The following is an 18,797-nucleotide window of genomic DNA, read 5'->3' as shown; positions in this document are numbered from 1 at the left end:
ATTTTCGGACGGCCAACCGGACACAACTTCGCCTGAAAATGCGCTGAGAGAGCCGATCAGATCATCCCAGGTGGGCGCCTGTCGTCCACCCGGGCTCGCCTGTGGAACAGATCTCCGCTCGCCAGGGATTGCGGAAATGGAAATGTCAGTTGAAATGGAAATGCCAGTTGAAATTGGGGGCCACGCACCGGCCTTTGGGATGGTCGCCGAAGCCGCCGCCGATGTTGCGGCGCGCGAGGCGTTGCTCGATCGGGCCATGGGGCCGAAGCGCAGGAAAAAGTCGTCGGAGAAGTTGCGGCGTGGCCGGCGGCCCTCGGAAGGCCTGGCCTTCGTCGCCCGCGATGCTTCGGGCGGCGTGGCCGGCACCGTGCGGCTGTGGGATGTCAGGTTGGGCGAGGGCGGTGCGGCCGCGCTGCTGCTTGGCCCGCTTGCCGTCGACCCGTCGCTCAAGAATGCCGGCATCGGCTCGGCGCTGATGCGCCATGCCATCGCCGAAGCGGCGCGTCTCGGCCATGCCGCTATCCTTTTGGTCGGCGATGCGCCCTATTACGCGCGCTTCGGCTTCTCGGCCGAGAAGACCGGTTCACTTGCCATGCCAGGACCCTATGAGCGGCACCGCCTGCTGGCGCTGGAACTGGTGGAAGGCGCGCTTGACGGCGTGCACGGCACGCTGAAGGCGGCCGGTCGCAAGCTGAAGGCGCAGGAGCTGATATCGGCGGCCTGACACGAAGCCGCCAGCATTTCATGCAAAAACGCCGCCCGAAAAAGGCGGCGTTTTTTCGCAATTGGTGGGTGCCGCCGCCTGGGCGGCTGGATGCCTTCAGCCGATCAGCTGGCTGAGCGCCATGGCGACGGTCATGTCGCCTTCGACCTTTATCTTGCCGGTCATGAACGCCATTGTCGGGTTCAGGTCGCCAGCGATCAGCGAATCCAGATCCTCGAGTGAGAGCTTGATGGTGCAGTCGGTGGGTGCATCGGTGTTCGAGACGGTTGCGCCGTCGATGACGATGACGCCGTCGCTGCCGGTGTCGAATTTCACGGAACGATCGAACCCGCTGCTGGCCACCCGCGACTTGATCTTCTCGGCAATCTCCTGAACGCTCACGCTGTTCTCCTTGTCTGGTTGCATCTGTCTCGCAACGGCGCTTCGATCCAGCCGAAGCCCATGCCGCGGTTTCGCGATCACGGTCGCTGCCGCATATAGCTTTGGGTTGACGTTTACGTCAACGCGGATTCGGGTGGCTGGTTCCTGCCCTTGCGGCAGACGAGGCTCGATGTGACCGGGCCTGTGAGCAGGGCAACTCAGTGTTCCTTGAACGCCTTGGTCATTTCGGTCGCCGTTTCGCTTTTCTTGCGGCGCAGCCAGTTGTCGCGGATTTCGTCCTTCGACAGGAAATTGACCTGGTCGATCAGAACCTCATGCACCAAAGGCGCGCCAACACGCGCGTTGACGGTATCGCGGATGGCGGCGCGGAAAGCATCGAGATCGATCGTCGCCTTGTTGGTGAAGTCGATCTGCGGATTGGAATAGAGGTAGGAATAGACCTGGTCGGTGATCAGCGCTTCGGCCGGAATGGACAGCTTCTTTATCTGCTCGGGCTCGACGGTGTAGACGAGCTTGGTCAGGAAATAGCCGCCGATCTCAGAATCGCGGATCAGCGGCACCGAAATGATGTCGGTCTTGACGTAGTCGAGACCGCCCAGCATCGGCTTCGGCGTTTCGCCGACACCGCGCTCGCCGGCCGCCTGAAACGAATAGAACACGGCGCCGAGGGTTGCGGCGCAAATCCAGACGGCGATGGCGATGACCTTGATCATCGGCTCTTGTCAGTCCCTTGATCAGTCCCTTGCGAAGGCGACGCGGCACTGCGCCGTTGCTTCGGCAGTATCTCCGATGTGTCGCTCGTGTTCGGCATCATGCCTTCATCCAGCCGAACTCGCCGGCGGAGTAGGTGCCGTCGGTCTCGGCGCGCTGGATGGCGTGCCGCAGCAGGCTGGCGACTTCGTTGACCGCGCTGAGATGCGCCAGGATCGCCGCTTCGTTCTTCGCCAGCTTCTGGCGCAGCCGGGTCAGGCCCTCGCGGTGCTGTTCGAGGAATTCTGCTTCGCTGCCGCCCTTCATGGCGCGGGTCAACTCGTAGAGGTAGCGGCTCTTGCGGGCGTTCGATGCCTTGAGATCATAGTTGGTCGCGTTGCGGATGCCGGCGGTCTCTTCCTCGACCACTTCCTCGATGCGACCGATGATGGCGGCGAGGTTGCCGGGCCGCGCGAACGGGATCGGCGCTTCCGACGCGGTCGTGCGTGCTGGCAGGTTGGAGGTGGATTCCGAAAAGTCGGCCATGAGAAATCCCGGTCTGGTTAGATTGAACTCGGATACGCACTATCTGCTTGGTGAGCATGATCCTCCCCAGAACCGTTTCCCGGTTCGGGGCCTATGCCCTAGATCTTGATGTCTGTCTTGACGGTGGTCTCGTCACCGGTGATCGACCGCGCCGCCCTGCGCTGCAACTCGTGGACCAGCGAGGTCGACAGGCTGCTCTGTTGATCGATCTCGGTCTTTTCCGGTCCGCCCGAAACCGGACCGACCGGCACTATGCGCTTGCCTTCGACATAGTGGTCGGCGAGCATCGATTTGGCGATGCCGATGCCACCGCGTTCGGCCATGACGTCGGCCACGCGCTCGGCAAGCTGCGATTTCCACATGTCGCCGGCCAAGCCCTTGCCGTAGACGCCTTCGGTGTCCTTGGGCAGCATGTTCTGGATGAAGGTCTGCAGCACCATCGCCTCGAACTTCTTGAATTTCTTGGCGGGGTCGGTTGAAGCGGCGGCCTTGTCGGCGGTGGCGCGCGACAGGACCGAGCCGGCATCGACCGAAGCGGCGGCATCTAGCGAACCGGCGCTGTCGACCGAAAACGCGCCCGCGGCACCGCCGGCCCGCTTTGTCAGCGCGGCGCGGGCGGCCTCGATGTCTGTCGGATCGACGGCTCGGGCCACATCCATAACGATGTCGCTGGGTGGAGAAATCGCCAAGAAAGTCCGCCTTTTGTCGGTTTTCCTTAGCCAGACCATGCCTCAACAAGCTTGTGGCAGGCTTGCCAAGCGGCGGGCTTGATATGGTTTCTCCGGATCCCGGGTGCGTAGCCAGGTTCCACTAAGAAGCAGGTAGGCCAGCCCTCGACAGCATTTCAAGGAATCTCGCGTGATGATGATCCTTCACATAGCGCGGCACAAAGCCGGGGCAGACATTAGCCATGTTGAGATGTGGAAGTTGCGACAGGCAATGATGGATGGCCCGCGAGGCCTCTTCGTTGTTCCCAGTTGCCGACGCGGCCGCAGCCCAATAAAGGGCGCCGCGAACGAATCCCGGCTTTGTCCTGACCACCTTGCGGGCGACTTCGAGCGCCCGCCGATCATCTCCGCCGGCGAACAGTGCAACAACCAAGCCATGGTGACGCCAGAAGTCGATGACGTCATGCGTTCCGAGCCGGATTGCCTCGTTGGCCTCACGCACTGCTTCGCTGACCTGTCCACGCAACGCAAAGAGCATCGAAATGTCGCCGTGGCCGGTCGGATAGCTCGGGTTGAGGCTGATCGCATATTGGCATTCGGCGATCGCCTCGTCGATGCGGCCGGAACTTTCGAGAGCGAATGACAGGATGCAGCGGGCAATTTCGTCGTCAGGCACCGCCCGTACCGCTGCTTCCGCAAGCTCGACCGCACGCTCGATCTGCCCCGGCTCCCGGGGCAGCGAGCCAAACGCTACGCCCATGGAAATTGTGATCGAGAGCGTCCGCTTCGCACGAGCGTTGTCGGGACCTATCGAGGCAGCCTTCTCGGCAAGCTCTATCCCGGCCAGCAGGGAGTCCCGGGTCATCTCAAAATACTTCATGAGAGCTTCGTTCACCAACCTGCGCACTTCAGGGGGGCCGGGCGGGCTCTTGTCGCGGACTTTCCAGTTGGTCAGTTGAAGGTCGAGGATCACTGCCAGCACAACAGACTGTGCGATCCTGTCCTGGAATTCGAGCGCGTTCTCGGAGTGGCCGTCGAACTTCTGGGCCCAGACGTTGTGGCCGCCGGCGGCATCGACAAGCTGGATGTTCACCCTCAACTCGTTGCCGGATCTCTGGACACTGCCGCTGAGCACGTATCGCGCCCGCAGCATTCCCGGGCTTTTGGCTTCTTCGGCAGGGTTCTCTCCACGGGTGGAAGCGCGGAGAGCACGACATAATCGGCCACCTCGGAGAGGGCCGTGGTGATGTCCTGGACGAGTCCCTTGGCGAAAAAGTCGTCGCCTTGCTTTCCGGTCAGATTGATGAAATCGGCAACGCTGATCGATGGGCGCCCGAGGCGCTGGCTGGCTGGCACAGCTTTTGCCGACTGCACATTTGACGCCGTGTCGGCTGCAGACAGCATGGATTGCCAAAGCGCTCGCGTCTCCGGCCCGGCTTTGACCCCGAACTCCTTCTTCAGCATGCTTCTGCAAGCCTCGTATGTCCTGATCGCCCTGTCGCGTTGGCCACATGCCAGGAGCAATTCCATCTTGAGCCGATAGGATTCTTCCCGTGTCGGTTCCATGGCCAGAACGCGATCGACCAGGATGACCCCGGTTTCCGCGTCGACGAGGCGGGCCAATTTTTCGAAGCCCTCAAGTGCGCGGCTCAGCAGCCTGTCGCGCTCGGATGCGACCCAGTCATCGAACCCATTGCTTCCCAGATAAAGCCCGTCGAGGAATGGCCCGGTATAGTTCGCCAGAGCCTTTTCGAGCTCCGGCGCGGAGCGGGCCGAGAGGCCTGCTTCGAACTCCTCCACGTCAACCCGAACCGCGTCCGGCGCAAGGCCGATCAATTCCCCGCGGGAATGGACAAGATCCACACCTGCTCGCGACAGGTCCCGGCGCAGGACGCTGAGGGGGTTTGCCGCAGGCTATTGCGCGAGTGTTCGCTATCGCTGTCACCCCAAAACAGATCAGCCAGTCTCTCCCGTGTCGCCACCATGCCCGGACACCGGGCCAGATAGGCAATGATCGCGGGCCCCCGTTTCCCTGTCAGCCGGAACGGATCCGTCGTTTCATTTTCGATCCGGAAACCACCGAAGAGTGAGATTCTATTTGTGGCGCCGCTATCCTCATTTCGCATTTGCTCTTCCAGCCTGACGAAATTCTAACTCAAAACTAACGCTTCGCAAACTGTAGCCCACCGCACTCAAGCGCTGTCGTGACGCAAGGTCAATTAGGCTTCGCTGAATTAAGGCGGCGACCGAGTCAGCAAAAGGCTTTGGCTCGAGGGGGTGGCGGGTGTCCAAGACTAGAGCCAATTTGCTGCTGCTGTTTGCAGCCGCTTTGTGGGGCCTCGGCAATGTCGCGCAAAAGACGGTGCTTTCTCATCTCGACGCGCTGAGTGCCGTCGGCCTGCGCTGCCTGATCGGTGGGCTGCTTGTGCTGCCTTTCGTCTTGACCGAAAGGCGACTGCCCGCCGGGCCGGGCTATCTTTCCAGCCTGGCCAGGGTGGCGTTCTGTTTGCCATCTCCATCATGCTTCAGCAGCTCTGCTATCTCGGCGCCACGGTCACAAATGCGAGCTTCCTGGTGAGCACGGCAACGGTGATGACACCACTGGCCGCCTGGGTGCTCATCGGCGAACGTCCGACAGCGAGCCTCACCGCCGCCGCCGGGCTGACCGTGATCGGTGCCCTGCTCTTGTCCGGCGGGATCGCCGGTCTCAGCAGCGGCGATCTCACCGCCATCCTGTCGGCTGCCTGCTATGCGCTCTGGATGGTCGAGCTTGGCCGGCACATGCAGGCCCATGCGCGCCCGTTCACTGCCGCGGCGACACAGTTCCTCGGCGCCGCCGCCTTTGCCCTGCCGCTCGGGGCACTGCAAGGCAACCTGTCGCTGGCCGCTGCACTTGCGGCCGGCCCAGAACTCGCAGTCCTTGGCGTGTTCTCCACCGCAATCGCATTCGGCATACAGATTGCCGCCCAGCGCTTCACCCCGGCCAGTCATGCCGCCGTGATCGTCAGTGCCGAAAGCGTCTTCGGGGCGTTGGGCGCGGCGATCTTCCTCGGCGAGCGGAACTCACCCGCGGGCGCACTGGGTGCTGCGATCATTCTCGGCGCGATCCTGTCGGTCGCAATGTCGAACCGAACGCCACAGGCACGAACGCCCTTGCTGGCCGGTCCGATTCCCTTCGACGCGGCGCCTTTTGCGGCTGTGCCTGCAACCTGGGCGGGGAACCGTCCCGCCCTCAATTCAGGTCCATTGGAGGAATATGATGACCCTTGCCGGTGATGCGAACTTGTTCCCAACACGACCGCCGCCCGGGATGGCGCCGACGGCTCCGATCGGCCCGGCAGCGGTCGCCGTGTCGATGGCGAGCGAACGTGTCGCGAGGTCTCTGCGATGACCGCGCGGGCAATTCCGCTCGCATCTTTGGTATCGGCGCTTCGCGCCCGCATGAAGGGACCCGGCGGCTACTACAATAGCGGTAACGCGCTCGGCCTCATCGTAGGTCTTGCTATCCAGATTGCCACCACGCCTGTCGGTTTGCATGAGAGAAGCGGCGTCACCACGGCGGTGATCGACTATTTCGCCGGCAGCCATGGCACTGTTGCGCTGACCCTGGCTACCCTGGTCTTCTTCTGGGGCGGCGAGGCCTATCACCGGGCATGGGCAAGGCCCAATGCTCCCGATCCCGCCCTCAACCGTCTTGGCGACTTCCTGTCAGGCATAGGCGCGATCGGGCTCGGCATTGCCCTGTTGCTGCTCGGCGACCCGCTGCTTGCGGCGACGTCCGGACTGCTGCATGCGCTGGGCAAATTCGGCAGCACCTTCCAGAGGCCGGGTATGCCGGTTCCGCGGTGGCCGGCCGCCTGGCCCGATCCCTTCCGCAGCGCGGTGCTCGCCAGCCGGTTGCCGGCAGTGCTGGCGACAACCGTCGCCCTCGGTGGAACCTTGCCGCAGCTCTGGTCGGGCGGGTCCTTCGCGGCGCTCGCCATGCAACTGACCTTGCTCGGCTGTTACCTTTTGTGGACCAAAGCCGATCTGCTGCTGCTCGGCGTGGGGGGCAGGACTCTTCGCCAAATTTCCACATGTTGAAAATGACCGCTTTGAAAATGGTCCGTTGCGGAGATGGAGAATAACATGTTGGGAAGTGTGCGTCAGGACGTAGGTGCCTTATCTGCAGCGGCCTCCTTTCGCGGGCAGGTGCGTGCGACACGCAGGGGCATTCCGACACCGCCGACAGAGCGATCGGCCGGAGGGCCGGCAAAGCGTGCCAGTTCATTCCTGATGCTGGCGGGGACACTTGCAGCTTCGGTGTTTTGGGGACTGCAGGCACACGCAGCCGACGTTGATGTTGCCGTTGTATTTGCTGTCGACTTCTCGTCCTCGATCGATCAAGAGGTTGCCGATCTACAGCGCGAGGGTCATGCCGCGGCACTCACATCGCCAGAGATCATCGCTGCCATCACGCGCAACTACGTTGGCTGCATCAGCGTGGCCTACTTTGAATGGTCGAGTCCCGGGCACACACGCATTGTGCTGCCGTGGACAAGCATCTGCGGGCTGGAAGATGCCAGAGCGGCCGCGTCGGTGATCAGCAAGAAAGGCGATACCGGCAATATTCGCAGAGGGCGAAGCGGAACATCCGTTTCCTCAGCCATCGACGTTGGAAGTCTTCTGCTCGACCAGTTTCCTGGAAAGGCGGCCAAGAAAGTAATCGACATCTCTTCCAATGGCGAGAACAACGATGGGCTTCCTGTTCAACCGAGCAGGCTGAACGCCATTGCCAAGGGGTATACGATCAACGCGATCGCCATTCCAACGCAAGATGAGAATCCCGATCAACCGTTGGCATCCTACTTTGCCAAATCGGTCATTGGCGGTTCGCAAGCCTTCGTCATAACGCCGAAGGGACCAAACGACTACGCCATGGCCCTTCGCCGCAAGCTGGTCACCGAAGTAAGCATGGACGTCGGCCGACAATTCCCGCAACAAGCGGATGGGCGCTTGGGTGGGATTTCCGCCTCAGATTCACTCCTTGACCGCCCCCGTCATCGAGGAGACATAGTGCTCGACAAAGAATGAATAGAGCACCACCACCGGCAGGGAGCCGATCAGCGCGCCTGCCATCAGGGCTCCCCATTCATAGACGTCCGAACGTACGAGCTCGGTAAGCACGCCGACCGGCACGGTCTTGTTTTCGGACGACTGGATAAAGGTCAAGGCGTAGATGAATTCGTTCCATGACAGGGTGAAAGCGAAGATGCCGGCGGAAATCAGGCCAGGCACCGACAGCGGCAGAACTATCTTGGTCAGGATTTGCCAGCGGCTCGCTCCGTCGATCAGCGCGCATTCTTCCAGTTCGAAGGGTATCGAGCGGAAGTAGCCCATCAAGAGCCACGTGCAGAATGGAATGAGGAACGTCGGATAGGTGAGGATCAGTGCGAACGGCGTGTCGTAAAGGCCGAGGTTGAACACCATTACCGACAGGGGAATGAACAGAATCGAGGGCGGCACGAGGTAGGCCAGGAAGATCGCCAAGCCGACCTGCCGCGCCCCGGAAAACCTCAAGCGTTCGATCGCATAGGCAGCGAAAACCGCCGCCAGCAGCGACAGGAAAGTTGCGGCGGTCGAGATGATGATCGTGTTGAGAAGCCAACCCGGATAGGACGTGTCGAAGAGCAGATATCGAATATGCTCGAGCGTCGGATGGACGACCCAGAACGGGTTGAAATTGGCATAATCCGTCATCTCGAGATTGGGTTTCACCGCCGTGATCGTCATCCAGTAGAACGGGAACAGCAGCACGATGATGAAGATCAGGAGCGGCAGATAAACGGTGACCACGCGCCGGGGCAGGCTCTGGAGATAGCCCATGCCGCCTTCATCCGTGTTCGGACGATTGTTCGTTTCGATCGCGGCCATGTCAGTCTCCACCGCCCTGCTGCCATTTACGACGTTGCAAGCCGAAATAGCTGAAAAGGATCGCCGCTAGCAGGAACGGGATCATCGCCACCGCGATCGCGGCTCCCTCGCCAAGCTGGCCGCCGGAAATGCCGCGCTGGAACGAGAGCGTTGCCATCAGATGGGTGGCATTCACCGGCCCGCCGCGAGTCAGCACATAGATCAGCTGGAAATCGGTGAAGGTGAACAGGACCGAAAAGGTCATGGTGATGGCGATGATCGGCGTCAGCAGCGGCAGCGTCACATAGCGGAACAACTGCCAACGGCTGGCGCCGTCGAGCGTCCCGGCCTCGTAAAGCGATTGGGGAATCGTCTGCAGGCCGGCCAGCAGCGTGATGGCCACGAAAGGAATGCCGCGCCAGACATTGGCAGCGATCACCGAGGCGCGTGCGTTCTCCGGATCGCCAAGGAAATTGATGCGGTGATCGATCAGTCCCATTTCCATGAGCGCCCACGACAGGATGGAGAACTGCGAATCGTAGATCCACCAGAAGGCGATGGCCGAGAGCACCGTCGGCACCACCCACGGCAGCAGGACAATCGCGCGGAAGAACGATTTGAAGGGAAGGTTCTGGTTGAGGAGGAGCGCTAGCCAGAGGCCGAGCGCGAATTTGAGGATCGAAGCGCTGATCGTATAGAGCAAGGTATTGAAGACGGAGAGCCAGAAGACGGCGTCGCTCCACAGATATTCATAGTTTTCGATGCCGATGAAGATGCCGGGGCGGCCGATGCGGGCATCGGTGAAGCCGAGCCAGACGCCGAGCCCCAGCGGATAGGTCAGGAAGACAAGCAGCAGTGCAGCCGCCGGAAGCATGAAGCCGAAGCCAAGTGCGTTCCGACTTTCGCTCCAGCGCGACAGAATCCGTGAGAAGATCGAAGGTCGCGGCTGGATGGCAGCTGACGGCACGGCCATGGGTTGGCTCCTGCTGAGGTCTCATTGATAGGCCGGATCGGCCGCGACGCATCCGAAGCCAGCCGGGCAGCCGCGCTGCCCGGCTGAGCCGGATCAAACGCGATAATAGCGATTTGCCCGCTTCTCGGCCTCTTCCATTGCCTCTTGCGGCGTCGCCTGGCCGGTCACCGCTTTGGCGAACATGTCGACCAGCACGTAGTCGGCCATGGTTGCCGCCGAGGCATAGCCGAGCGGCCCGGCATAGCCGTTAGGCCGCAGAGTAGCCGAAGCCTTGGCGTAAGCGGCGTTGTTGGGATCGGCGGTCCATACGGGGTTGTTGTCGAATGCCTTCAGTGTCTGGCAGCAATATCCGGCCGAGGAGGTGATCCAGTCCTTCATTTGCGGTTCCTCGAACATGAACTGCAAATACGCCTTGGCCGCGTTGGGGTAGGGCGTGTAATTGAAGATGACAGCCGTGGTCACCTGGAACAATTCGACGGATTTGCCGACAGGACCGATGGGCAGGTTGGTCGTGCGTATGTCCTTGGCGATTTCAGCCAGCTTTGGATCTTTGTCCTTGTTGATCTTGGCCGTGTTGTAGGCGGAAATTCCATTGGCGATCACCCCCAGTTCGCCGGCCAGGAAGGCGCGGTTGTTGTTGACGTCGAGCCAGCTTTCGGTGCCTGGAATGAAGGTCTTGTAGAGCTCCTGCGCGTATTCGATCGCCTTGAGGGTCTCGGGGCTGTTGATCGTTACCTTGCCGCCCTCGTCGACCATCTGGCCGCCATGGCTCCACAGCAGCCAATGAGCATAGTTGTTGCCGTCGCCGACGCCATGGCCATGCGTGAAGCCGGCCGGATGTCCCTTCGCTTGCAAGGCCTTGCAAAGTTCCAGGAAGCCTTTCGTGTCCTTTGGAAACTCCGAAAAGCCGGCCTCTTTCACCCAGCTTTCCCGATAGACGATGGCATTTCCGATCGTGGCCAGTGGCAGGCCGATGAATTTGCCTTCCCGGGTCGCATATTGCTTTGGTCCATCATGCCAGCCGCCGTATTTCGAGCCGAGATACTCGCCCAGTTCGCTCACGTCGTGCAGCTTGTCGGGATATTGGTGCGGGTCGTCGAACCAGACGAACATCAGGTCGGGGCCGGAGCCGACATTGGCGGCGACCGCCGCCTTGGGACGAATGTCCTCCCAGCTTTCCTTGTCGACGCGAACCTCGACACCTGTCGCCTCGGTGAAGCGTTTGGTGTTGGCCAGCCATTGGTCCTCGTCGCCCTGGACGAAAGGCGACCAGCGCAGCAGTCTAAGCTTGGCGCCATCCTCGGGTTTGTATTTCGGTCCGTCCTGGGCAAGGGCCGGAGAGCTGATGAACCGACTTCCCAAGGCACCCGCCGCCGCGCCGGCGGTGGTGCGGATCACGTCGCGTCTGGTGAACTTCATGCTCGTTTCCTCCTGTTTGTTGTCCTTGCCTGTGGTCCTACTGATCGGTACGTGTTTGGAACCTCTGTCCGGTTTCTGCGTGAAAGAGATGAATGAGGCTGGGCTCGGCCGTAAGCCGGATGGTTTCGCCCGGCGTAAAGGAATGTCGTTCCCGGAAATTCGCGACGATCTCTTCGCCGCCGGCTGTCCTGCCGATGAGTTGCACTTCGGACCCGGTTGGTTCAACCACCGCGACGGTGACCGGAATGCCCTGCTCGTCGGACAGCCGCAAATGCTCGGGCCTTATTCCCAGCACCACAGGCTCGCCATTGCGGATGGAAAGTGCCGAGGCCAACGGGACCGAAATCCCCCCGGCGCCGCGGAACGAGGGTGAGCCGTCGGTAGCGATCTCGCCCCTCAGCAAATTCATGGCCGGCGAGCCGATAAAGCTGGCGACAAAAAGATTGTTCGGCCGGTCATAAAGTTCCAGCGGCGGCCCTATCTGCTCGACGATGCCGTCATGCATGACCACGATCTTGTCAGCCATAGTCATGGCTTCGATCTGATCGTGCGTGACGTAGACTGTCGTGGTCTTGAGGCGCTGGTGCAGTTCCTTGATCTCGGCGCGCATCTGCACCCTGAGTTTGGCGTCGAGATTGGACAGCGGTTCGTCGAAGAGAAACACCGCCGGATCACGCACGATCGCGCGGCCCATCGCGACGCGCTGGCGCTGGCCGCCGGAAAGCTGCCGAGGATAGCGCGCCAGCAACGGCACCAGCCCAAGGATTTCGGCCGCGCGGCGCACGCCTGCATCGCTCTCTGGCTTGGAAACTCCTTTGAGCATCAGCGAGAACGCCATGTTCTCGGCGACGGTCATGTGTGGATAGAGCGCATAGTTCTGGAAGACCATGGCGACGTCGCGCTCCTTGGGCGCAACGTTGTTGACGACACGTTCGCCAATCGCGATCTGGCCGCGTGAAATCTTTTCCAGGCCGGCGATCATTCTGAGAAGGGTTGATTTTCCGCAGCCCGACGGTCCGACCAGAGTGACGAACTCGCCGTCCTCGATGTTCACGCTGACCCCGTGCAGGATCTCGACAGCGCCGAATGATTTATAGACTTCGCCAATTGCGACAGACGCCATCGGTCCTCCCAACAATTCCCGCGACGTCGTCGAAGGAACAACGCTTCCGCCAGCGACAGCCCTGGCTCCTCCCAGGCTCACGCTAGGCCGAAACGGTAGCGCTACCAAACCGGGCTGTAAAGCGTTTACGGGAAAGCCGAACCTTGGAGGGGCCGCTTCGCGCCACACAATCCTCCCAGCTACTCCTGCGTCCGCTTCTGGGCGATCAGGTCCAGCCGCCTGCGGTCGGAGCCTTCGCGTTCATCGCGGTTGCGCAAGTTCTTGTGGGCTCGCTCCGGCCGGCGGCGACAAGGCTGGCTTCCTGCCTGGCGCTCGCCAGGTTCGCCTCCCGGCGTACGACCGCCTGGGCGATGCGATAAGCGGTCCTAGTGATATTCGAATGGCTTTTCGTGAGGGCAGGCATTCCGGAACGATCCTTCCCGCTTAGAATTCCACGTTGAGCTTTGCATTGAAGCCGTTCTGCTGGACGCCGGAGCCGAACTGACCCTGATAGGCGACGCTGAGGGTTGCGGCATCGGTCAGATTGAGATCGAGCCCCGCTTCGATGGCGGCACTGTCCTTGGCGATCGGTACGCCAGCGATTGTGAAGGCATCACCGGCAGAGAAGGCATGTGTGCTGGTCGGTATGATGTCGCCATAGGCATGGCGCCAGCCCAGCATGCCGCGCGCTGTGGCATCGATGGCGCCGAGGGTGAAGCCGGCGGAGGCTCTGAGACCAAGCGTGGTGAAGGTGGCGTCGGTGGTCTGGCTTGCACTGGTCAATGCCGCCGCACCGCCCTTTTCCGTGAAGCCGTCCGTATGCAGGTTGACATAAGCGAGGTTGGCAAAGGGCTCGAAGGCCGCGGCTGGCGTATCGATGCGATAGCCGAGTTCCCCGAACGCCTGGAAGGTGCCAGCGTCGTAGTCGCCGCTCAGGCTGTCGGCAAAGCCGGGCATGGACACCGAGCGCGATGTCTCGATGTCATGCCACGTATAGGCAAGCCCGGAGCGGAAGGCGAGAGCGCCCCGCTGCGTGCCACCATAAAGGCCGAGATGATAATTGTCGCTCGAGCCTGACGAGGATCGGCCATCGGCATCGAAGCTCGTGTGGCTGTAGCCGGTCATGATGCCAAGCCGCACATTCTCGGCAACGAGGCCGTCGATGCCGGTAAGAAAGCCGCCGGTGGAGGTATCGAGGGCAGCGGCATTGCCGTCACCGTCGAAGGAGCCCCATGAACCGAACGCCGTGCCCCAGGCGGCAAAGCGATCGGTGGTGGCAGGCGCCAGTACCGGACCGCCTTCGCCGTAGGCCAACACCGGCGTTGCCGGGGTCCCTATCCCTTCGAAGGCCCCGCGCAGGCGGTCATTGATGGCATCGCGGACAAAATGGCTGTCCTCGATCAGCACCGATCTGGCGGACGCATGGATCTCGCCGGACAGCGCATCGAAGGCTTCACGTGCGGTTTCGTCGTCCGGCAGGCCGGCGATTGCGTCGTAGATCGGGTTGCCCGGCCCGGCGCTTTCGGCGCCATTGGCGGTGGCACACTGGTTGCGGGTGCTGGCCACGTCGCAGAACGACACGTCATTGCGGGCAACGTCGAGATAGACATTACTGGCGTCATAGGCGAGTGCCAGATCGACAAACGGGGCGTTCTGGTCGAACGCATCATAGATGCCGGTCACGCCCTGATCCGCGCTCAGGATCGTGTAGCGGGTTCCGGCACTGTAGCCGCCCGGCGCCTTGAGCGCGAAGACGGTGCCACCCTGGATGGTGGCTTTGCCCGTCACGTCGATCAGGTCGGAATTGCCGGCCGGATCGATCTCGGCTTCGTAAGTCGAGCCTATCTCCTGTGTGTAATCGCCTGACACATTCAGCGTACCGATCGAGTTGCCCGGCGTAATCGTGCCGCCAGAGGCAATCGTGGTCGTACCCACCGTTCCCGAACCGCCGAGGGTGCCGCCGGCTGCAACCGCAATGGCGCCGGCAATGCTTGCCCCGGAATGGCTGTCGTCGCCGACAACGAGCTTGCCGCCGCCGATGGTGGTCAGACCGGTGTAGGTACTGGCGCCGTTCAGCGTCAGCGTGCCGGCGCCTGTCTTGACGAAGCTCCCTCCGATGCCAGTGCTGCCATCCTGGATGACACCTCCAATCGTGTCGTTCTTATCCAATCCGCCGAGCGTCAGCGCCTTCGAGCCGAGAAAGACGATACCATCGCCCGAAAGCGAGCCGATCGCGATACCGTCGGACGTAAGGCCGGAAATGTCGACCTTTCCACCCGTATCGTTGATGATCGTGGCGCCATCCGCCGTGCTGGCGCCATGGAAACCAACGAAGCTGCCCTTGCTAGTGATGACGGCGCTGCCGGCGGACGCGGTGTCGTAGAAGTCGAGCGTCCCATTGCTTGTAACGCCAATCGTGGCATTGGCGGCGCTCGAATTGCCGCTGAAGGACGTCCTGCCACCATCGCCGGTGATCGAAGCCGCACCGGCCGATGTGTTGTCGCCGAAGTTCATGCGGCCCCGGGCATTGATGATCGTCGCCGTTCCCGCCGACGCAGTGTCATCGAAGCGCATCGCTGCGTTGTTTGCCAAGGCGATGTGGAGGCTTTCGGCGCTTGCATCATTGATGAAGCGGAGGTCAGCACCCCATGCGACATTCACCGGTCCGCTGCCGAGCGCGCCTGTCGTTGCCGCGGCGATGGATCCTGCCGAAACAGTCGTCCCACCGGCGTAGCTGTTGGCGTTCGAAAGCACCAGCCCGCCGGCCCCGGTCTTGGTGAGCGCGCCGGTCCCGGAGATGACGCCGTTCGCCGTCAGGTCGGCATCGGTCTGGAACGTCCCACCGCCAGCATCCAGGGTGACGTTGCGCGCCGTCGCGAACGTCGCCGTGTTCCGCAGCGTACCGCCATTGAACGTCAGGCCGCCGCTTGCGGCGCCGAGATTGGCATCGGAAGAAACGGAAACAATCCCGCCCAGAAACCGCGTGCCGCCCTGATAGCTGTTGCTGCCTTCCAGGACGAGCGTGCCGCCTTGCGTCTTGGTGACCCCGCCCGCGCCGGTAATCGTCGTCGCGATCGTGGCTGCCGTGCCTGCCAGCACGCGGATTTCCGCATTGCCATCGGCGCTGTCGGAGCCGTCCACGTCAAGTGTGCCTGGGCCTTCCAGGCGATAGTCGTTGTCGACGAATTGCAGCCCCTTGAAGCCTTGCGTACCTTCGACCGCGATCGTGCCGCCGTCGAAGCCGCCCGGCTCGTTCTTGAACACCGCGTGGTTGCCGGCCCAAGGGACCAGAACGGCGCTTCCCTGGTTCAGCCATTTTTCGTCCGTGGCGTTCCAGGTGCCGTCGCCGCCCTGCCAGTGCTGCAGCGTATCGTCGCCGGCCGCTCCGATGAAGAGATCGACATTGCCGCCGCCCGCCTGGATCTCATAGGCGGCCGGATCGGAGAGCGCCGGCTTCGTGCCGATCCCCAGGCCGTTGTCGGTGAGGCTGCCACCATAGGTCATCAGCCGGTAATAGCCGAGGCCCGCCGTGCCATCGGCCCCGTCGCCGCTCTGCGCAAGATTGAGCGTACCGTCGAGCGTCAGGTTGCCGGTCACGTCGATGCGGTCGCTTATTCCCGGGGCGCCGGCTGAACCGCCCGGCCCACCGAATTCGTAATCGAGGATTGAGCCTGAAGAGAGGCCCATATTTCCGGCAACCGTCAGCGCGCCCACCGAATTGCCCGGCGCGATATGCCCGCCATCGGCAACCGTCGTTGTGCCCACCGTGCCCGAGCCACCCAGGGTGGCGCCGGAGAGCACGCTTATAGTTCCGCCAAGCGAGCCACTGCCGCCATGATCGCCCACCAGCAGCGTCCCGCCTGCAACAGTGGTGGTGCCGATGAAGCTGGAACTGTCCGCAGCCAAAACGGTCGTGCCGCTTTCATGGAGGATGGTCCCCAAGCCGGTCAGGGAAGGGCTGAAAATCAGATCGGACCCATCGGGATTTCCCAGATGATTGAACACAACCGTGCCTGTGCCAGCGCCAAAAGCTATCGATGTCGCATCAACCGTGCCGGCGGCCTTCGCCACGTCCCCACTTGCCGCACCGATGTTGAGCGTTCCGAATGATCCTGCCTGGGCCGCCAACCCAACGATAGCAGGGCCCCCAGCAACCGAAACCTGCCCGCCCTCCGACACAGTCAGCGTGCCCTTGCCCAAGACGCCAACGGCAATGATGGTGTCGCCTGTCCAAACCGACCCGGGGCCCGTAATATTCACAATTCCGGTGGCTTGAGCATCCCAACCAACAGTGGCGTTGTTGCCGTTGGAAACCTGCCCGCCATCTTCAATGCTGAGCGATCCATTGCCAAGGAGACCAACTGCGAGGGCATCATCGAGTGTCCAACCCGAATCATTTCCGGAAATCACCGCCGAGCCAGTGCTGCCCGCGCCATACGCCACAACTCCCGAACCGTTGAAAACCTGACCGCCATTCTCGACGATCAAGCTCCCTTTCCCTTTGGAATCCCCATTGGAATCCCCGACCCTAAGGACGCTGGCAGTCCAGGTGGCCGACCCTGAAACTCTTGCGGTTGCCCACTCGTCCGGATCAGTTCCGTCAGTAGCAATGATCCCGGTAAAAGAGGTGAGCTGTGTGTCGATGTCGAGCGTGCCTCCCACGACGCCCAGGTTGCCCGCGAGGTCGGAAGCGTCGCCCGACAGCGTCAGCGTACCGGCGCCGGTCTTGGCGAAATGGCCGGGGCCGGCAATGGTCCCGGCATAGGTACCGTCGCTCGCCTGGTCGAAGACGACGATGCCGCTGTTCACGCCTGAGAAGGTGAGATTGCCGCCGAAGCTGTTGGTGTCGCCGACCAAGGTGCCTTGATCGATGGTCCAGTCCTGCGCACCCGTGCCGGTCAGGGTTACAGTATTAGTCCCGGTCTTTTTAAAGCTCGTGAAGCCGACGAACTCGTCACTCGCGCCGACCGTGGCCGTATTCACGAGCTTCGAGACATCGAAGGCCGGTGTGGAAGGCAGCGTGTCATAGTCCCCGAGCATCAATGAGCCGGTCGCACCACTCTCCACCACGACATTGCCGGTGATAATCGAGCCGTTTCGCAGGGAAAGCGCGTTGGCGCCGCCGGTGAAGGTGATGGCGTTAGCCCGGCCAAAGAAAGAATCTCCCCCAGTAATCACCCCGCCATTGAGCACCGCCAAATTGGCCCCGATGATGCCGGTACCACCGGTTCCGCTACTGGGCGTCAGGGGAATATAGCCGGGGGCGCCGCCACTGCCGGTTCCGCCTGCAACGCCGTTAGTGCCGCCGCTAACGCTATGGTCGCCCTCGCCGCCAATGATCATCCCGCCGTTAATGATCGTCCCACCATTTCTGAGATCGATCGCCGCGCCGGCGGATGCGGAAAGCCCGCCCTGACCACCGGCAATGCGACCGTCGTTGACGATACTGCCAAGATCTCCCATCACAATGGCTGTTCCGCCGGTGGCTAAATTCCCGCCCGTGCCACCAAGGACATCGCCGTGGTTGGTCAAGCCACCGCCGTTGTTCAAAACAATGCCCGCACCACCACCACCACCGGCACCGGGACCAGGATTGCCACCGTTTCCGCCCGCAACGGTGGCCGAGCTCTCAACAGTGATGGTGCCGTTGTTCAAAAGCACCATGCCGGCGCCCCCGCCGCCGCCGCCGGCTTGCAGACCATGGTCATCGCTATCGCCGCCATAGCCGCCATGAACATCAGCCGTCACGGAAATTGCCGGGTTCGCCTCTGCATTACGCACGCCATCGCCACCAGCGCCGCCGCCGCCATCGCCTCCGTCCAACAAGCCGCCGCCGCCGCCATTGCCTCCATTGCCGCCAGTGAGGGGCGCGGAAATATCGCCAGCAATGATATTGCTGTAACCACCACCGCCGCCGCCGCCGCCGCCGCCACCGCCACTGGAGCCGCCGTTCTCGCCATTTCCACCGTCTGGAATGGCCTGCGTGCCGGCCGCCCCACCGGTCCCTGCATCCGGACCGTTGCCCGCGACGCCGGCGTCACCCGCATCGCCACCATCGCCACCGTTGCTGCTTACGTCGCCACCCTGGCCTCCGGTCGCACCATAAAGAGCCTGTGCATGCGCCGGCGCCGTCAGGACGACTGGCAGCAGCAACGACCCCGCGAGTGCCGTGGAGCACAAAAGTACAAGCGGGCGCACAAGCGAGCGGCGTCTGCGAATTGTCATGGAATTCCCCCTCGTGTGCCGCAAGCAACGACTCCGCGGCTCGCCCGATCGCCGGGCGTCCTGCGAAAATCATCGCTTGCCGCTGCGTCGGTTCGCATGCGTCCGCCACGCACACCGCCCCGACCGCTTCCTCACAATCCGCCCAGCGAACCACCGAGACGATCGCGGTCGATGATA

At 62.3% G+C, this 18,797-nt stretch carries 16 protein-coding genes; 5 read left to right on the top strand and 11 right to left on the bottom strand.

Going from position 1 to position 18,797, the window contains the following annotated elements; all coding sequences use genetic code 11:
- The first annotated feature begins 154 nt into the window (after positions 1–154).
- On the top strand, positions 155–724 hold the full coding sequence (locus EOA13_RS05935) for an N-acetyltransferase (RefSeq protein ID WP_127290464.1): 570 nt from the start codon (positions 155–157) through the stop codon (positions 722–724).
- Between the two features lie 96 nt (positions 725–820).
- Here the strand turns inward: EOA13_RS05935 and EOA13_RS05930 are convergent, their stop codons facing one another.
- The 6 genes from EOA13_RS05930 to EOA13_RS38570 form a co-directional block, all read right to left on the bottom strand.
- Positions 821–1,105 (bottom strand): SCP2 sterol-binding domain-containing protein, encoded by a 285-nt coding sequence (locus EOA13_RS05930; protein WP_127290462.1) that lies wholly within the window; start codon positions 1,103–1,105, stop codon positions 821–823.
- Between the two features lie 197 nt (positions 1,106–1,302).
- Positions 1,303–1,818 carry a hypothetical protein gene (locus EOA13_RS05925; protein ID WP_023810033.1) on the bottom strand — a complete coding sequence of 172 codons (516 nt, stop codon included), beginning with the start codon at positions 1,816–1,818 and terminating at the stop codon, positions 1,303–1,305.
- A gap of 97 nt (positions 1,819–1,915) precedes the next feature.
- Positions 1,916–2,341, bottom strand: a complete 426-nt coding sequence (locus EOA13_RS05920) for a hypothetical protein (protein ID WP_127290460.1) — start codon at positions 2,339–2,341, stop codon at positions 1,916–1,918.
- A gap of 98 nt (positions 2,342–2,439) precedes the next feature.
- Positions 2,440–3,069: a rod-binding protein gene (locus tag EOA13_RS05915; RefSeq protein ID WP_164779996.1), complete on the bottom strand. Its 630-nt coding sequence runs from the start codon at positions 3,067–3,069 to the stop codon at positions 2,440–2,442.
- Between the two features lie 82 nt (positions 3,070–3,151).
- The gene (locus tag EOA13_RS38575) at positions 3,152–3,991 is read right to left on the bottom strand and encodes a tetratricopeptide repeat protein (RefSeq protein WP_245490310.1); all 840 of its coding nucleotides are present in this window, start codon (positions 3,989–3,991) and stop codon (positions 3,152–3,154) included.
- Positions 3,992–4,104: 113 nt separating this feature from the next.
- A complete protein-coding gene (locus EOA13_RS38570; protein ID WP_245490309.1) occupies positions 4,105–4,872 on the bottom strand; it encodes a BTAD domain-containing putative transcriptional regulator in 768 nt (255 codons plus the stop codon).
- 442 nt (positions 4,873–5,314) lie between these two features.
- On the opposite strand from EOA13_RS38570, the gene EOA13_RS38565 reads away from it, so the two are divergent.
- From EOA13_RS38565 to EOA13_RS05895, 4 genes are all read left to right on the top strand, one after another.
- Complete coding sequence (locus EOA13_RS38565) at positions 5,315–5,587, top strand: EamA family transporter (RefSeq protein WP_281040861.1); 273 nt, start codon at positions 5,315–5,317, stop codon at positions 5,585–5,587.
- The gene (locus tag EOA13_RS38560; RefSeq protein ID WP_281040860.1) at positions 5,530–6,285 is read left to right on the top strand and encodes a DMT family transporter; all 756 of its coding nucleotides are present in this window, start codon (positions 5,530–5,532) and stop codon (positions 6,283–6,285) included. The genes EOA13_RS38565 and EOA13_RS38560 overlap by 58 nt, the downstream gene beginning before the upstream one ends.
- A 111-nt stretch (positions 6,286–6,396) precedes the next feature.
- A complete protein-coding gene (locus EOA13_RS05900; protein WP_127290459.1) occupies positions 6,397–7,092 on the top strand; it encodes a hypothetical protein in 696 nt (231 codons plus the stop codon).
- Positions 7,093–7,137: 45 nt separating this feature from the next.
- Complete coding sequence (locus EOA13_RS05895) at positions 7,138–8,082, top strand: DUF1194 domain-containing protein (RefSeq protein ID WP_164779995.1); 945 nt, start codon at positions 7,138–7,140, stop codon at positions 8,080–8,082.
- Here EOA13_RS05895 and EOA13_RS05890 read toward each other — a convergent pair.
- The 5 genes from EOA13_RS05890 to EOA13_RS39335 all read right to left on the bottom strand — a co-directional run bounded on the left by EOA13_RS05890 (position 8,029) and on the right by EOA13_RS39335 (position 18,620).
- Positions 8,029–8,922 (bottom strand): carbohydrate ABC transporter permease, encoded by an 894-nt coding sequence (locus EOA13_RS05890; protein WP_127290458.1) that lies wholly within the window; start codon positions 8,920–8,922, stop codon positions 8,029–8,031. The genes EOA13_RS05895 and EOA13_RS05890 overlap by 54 nt on opposite strands.
- 1 nt (position 8,923) lies before the next feature.
- Positions 8,924–9,874 (bottom strand): sugar ABC transporter permease, encoded by a 951-nt coding sequence (locus EOA13_RS05885; RefSeq protein ID WP_127290456.1) that lies wholly within the window; start codon positions 9,872–9,874, stop codon positions 8,924–8,926.
- 93 nt (positions 9,875–9,967) lie between these two features.
- Positions 9,968–11,293, bottom strand: coding sequence for an ABC transporter substrate-binding protein (locus tag EOA13_RS05880; protein WP_127290454.1), 1,326 nt, complete (start codon positions 11,291–11,293; stop codon positions 9,968–9,970).
- A gap of 37 nt (positions 11,294–11,330) precedes the next feature.
- Positions 11,331–12,416 (bottom strand): sn-glycerol-3-phosphate ABC transporter ATP-binding protein UgpC, encoded by a 1,086-nt coding sequence (ugpC, locus tag EOA13_RS05875; RefSeq protein WP_127290452.1) that lies wholly within the window; start codon positions 12,414–12,416, stop codon positions 11,331–11,333.
- 423 nt (positions 12,417–12,839) lie between these two features.
- Positions 12,840–18,620 carry an autotransporter domain-containing protein gene (locus EOA13_RS39335; RefSeq protein WP_164779994.1) on the bottom strand — a complete coding sequence of 1,927 codons (5,781 nt, stop codon included), beginning with the start codon at positions 18,618–18,620 and terminating at the stop codon, positions 12,840–12,842.
- Positions 18,621–18,797 lie beyond the last annotated feature (177 nt).

Origin of the sequence: Mesorhizobium sp. M7A.F.Ca.US.011.01.1.1 (assembly GCF_003998295.1) — a bacterium.
GTDB lineage: Bacteria > Pseudomonadota > Alphaproteobacteria > Rhizobiales > Rhizobiaceae > Mesorhizobium.
Note: the sequence above shows the minus strand (reverse complement) of the source record. Positions and strands in the feature narration are given on the sequence as shown.

Excerpts from the sequence above, each read along its gene's own strand:
- EOA13_RS05925 (WP_023810033.1), bottom strand. The coding sequence starts at position 1,818 with ATGATCAAGGTCATCGCCATCGCCGTCTGGATTTGCGCCGCAACCCTC.
- EOA13_RS05890 (WP_127290458.1), bottom strand. The coding sequence starts at position 8,922 with ATGGCCGCGATCGAAACGAACAATCGTCCGAACACGGATGAAGGCGGC.
- ugpC (WP_127290452.1), bottom strand. The coding sequence starts at position 12,416 with ATGGCGTCTGTCGCAATTGGCGAAGTCTATAAATCATTCGGCGCTGTC.
- EOA13_RS05895 (WP_164779995.1), top strand. The coding sequence starts at position 7,138 with ATGTTGGGAAGTGTGCGTCAGGACGTAGGTGCCTTATCTGCAGCGGCC.
- EOA13_RS05920 (WP_127290460.1), bottom strand. The coding sequence starts at position 2,341 with ATGGCCGACTTTTCGGAATCCACCTCCAACCTGCCAGCACGCACGACC.
- EOA13_RS05880 (WP_127290454.1), bottom strand. The coding sequence starts at position 11,293 with ATGAAGTTCACCAGACGCGACGTGATCCGCACCACCGCCGGCGCGGCG.
- EOA13_RS05885 (WP_127290456.1), bottom strand. The coding sequence starts at position 9,874 with ATGGCCGTGCCGTCAGCTGCCATCCAGCCGCGACCTTCGATCTTCTCA.
- EOA13_RS05900 (WP_127290459.1), top strand. The coding sequence starts at position 6,397 with ATGACCGCGCGGGCAATTCCGCTCGCATCTTTGGTATCGGCGCTTCGC.
- EOA13_RS39335 (WP_164779994.1), bottom strand. The coding sequence starts at position 18,620 with ATGACAATTCGCAGACGCCGCTCGCTTGTGCGCCCGCTTGTACTTTTG.
- EOA13_RS38560 (WP_281040860.1), top strand. The coding sequence starts at position 5,530 with ATGCTTCAGCAGCTCTGCTATCTCGGCGCCACGGTCACAAATGCGAGC.
- EOA13_RS05915 (WP_164779996.1), bottom strand. The coding sequence starts at position 3,069 with ATGGTCTGGCTAAGGAAAACCGACAAAAGGCGGACTTTCTTGGCGATT.
- EOA13_RS05935 (WP_127290464.1), top strand. The coding sequence starts at position 155 with ATGGAAATGCCAGTTGAAATTGGGGGCCACGCACCGGCCTTTGGGATG.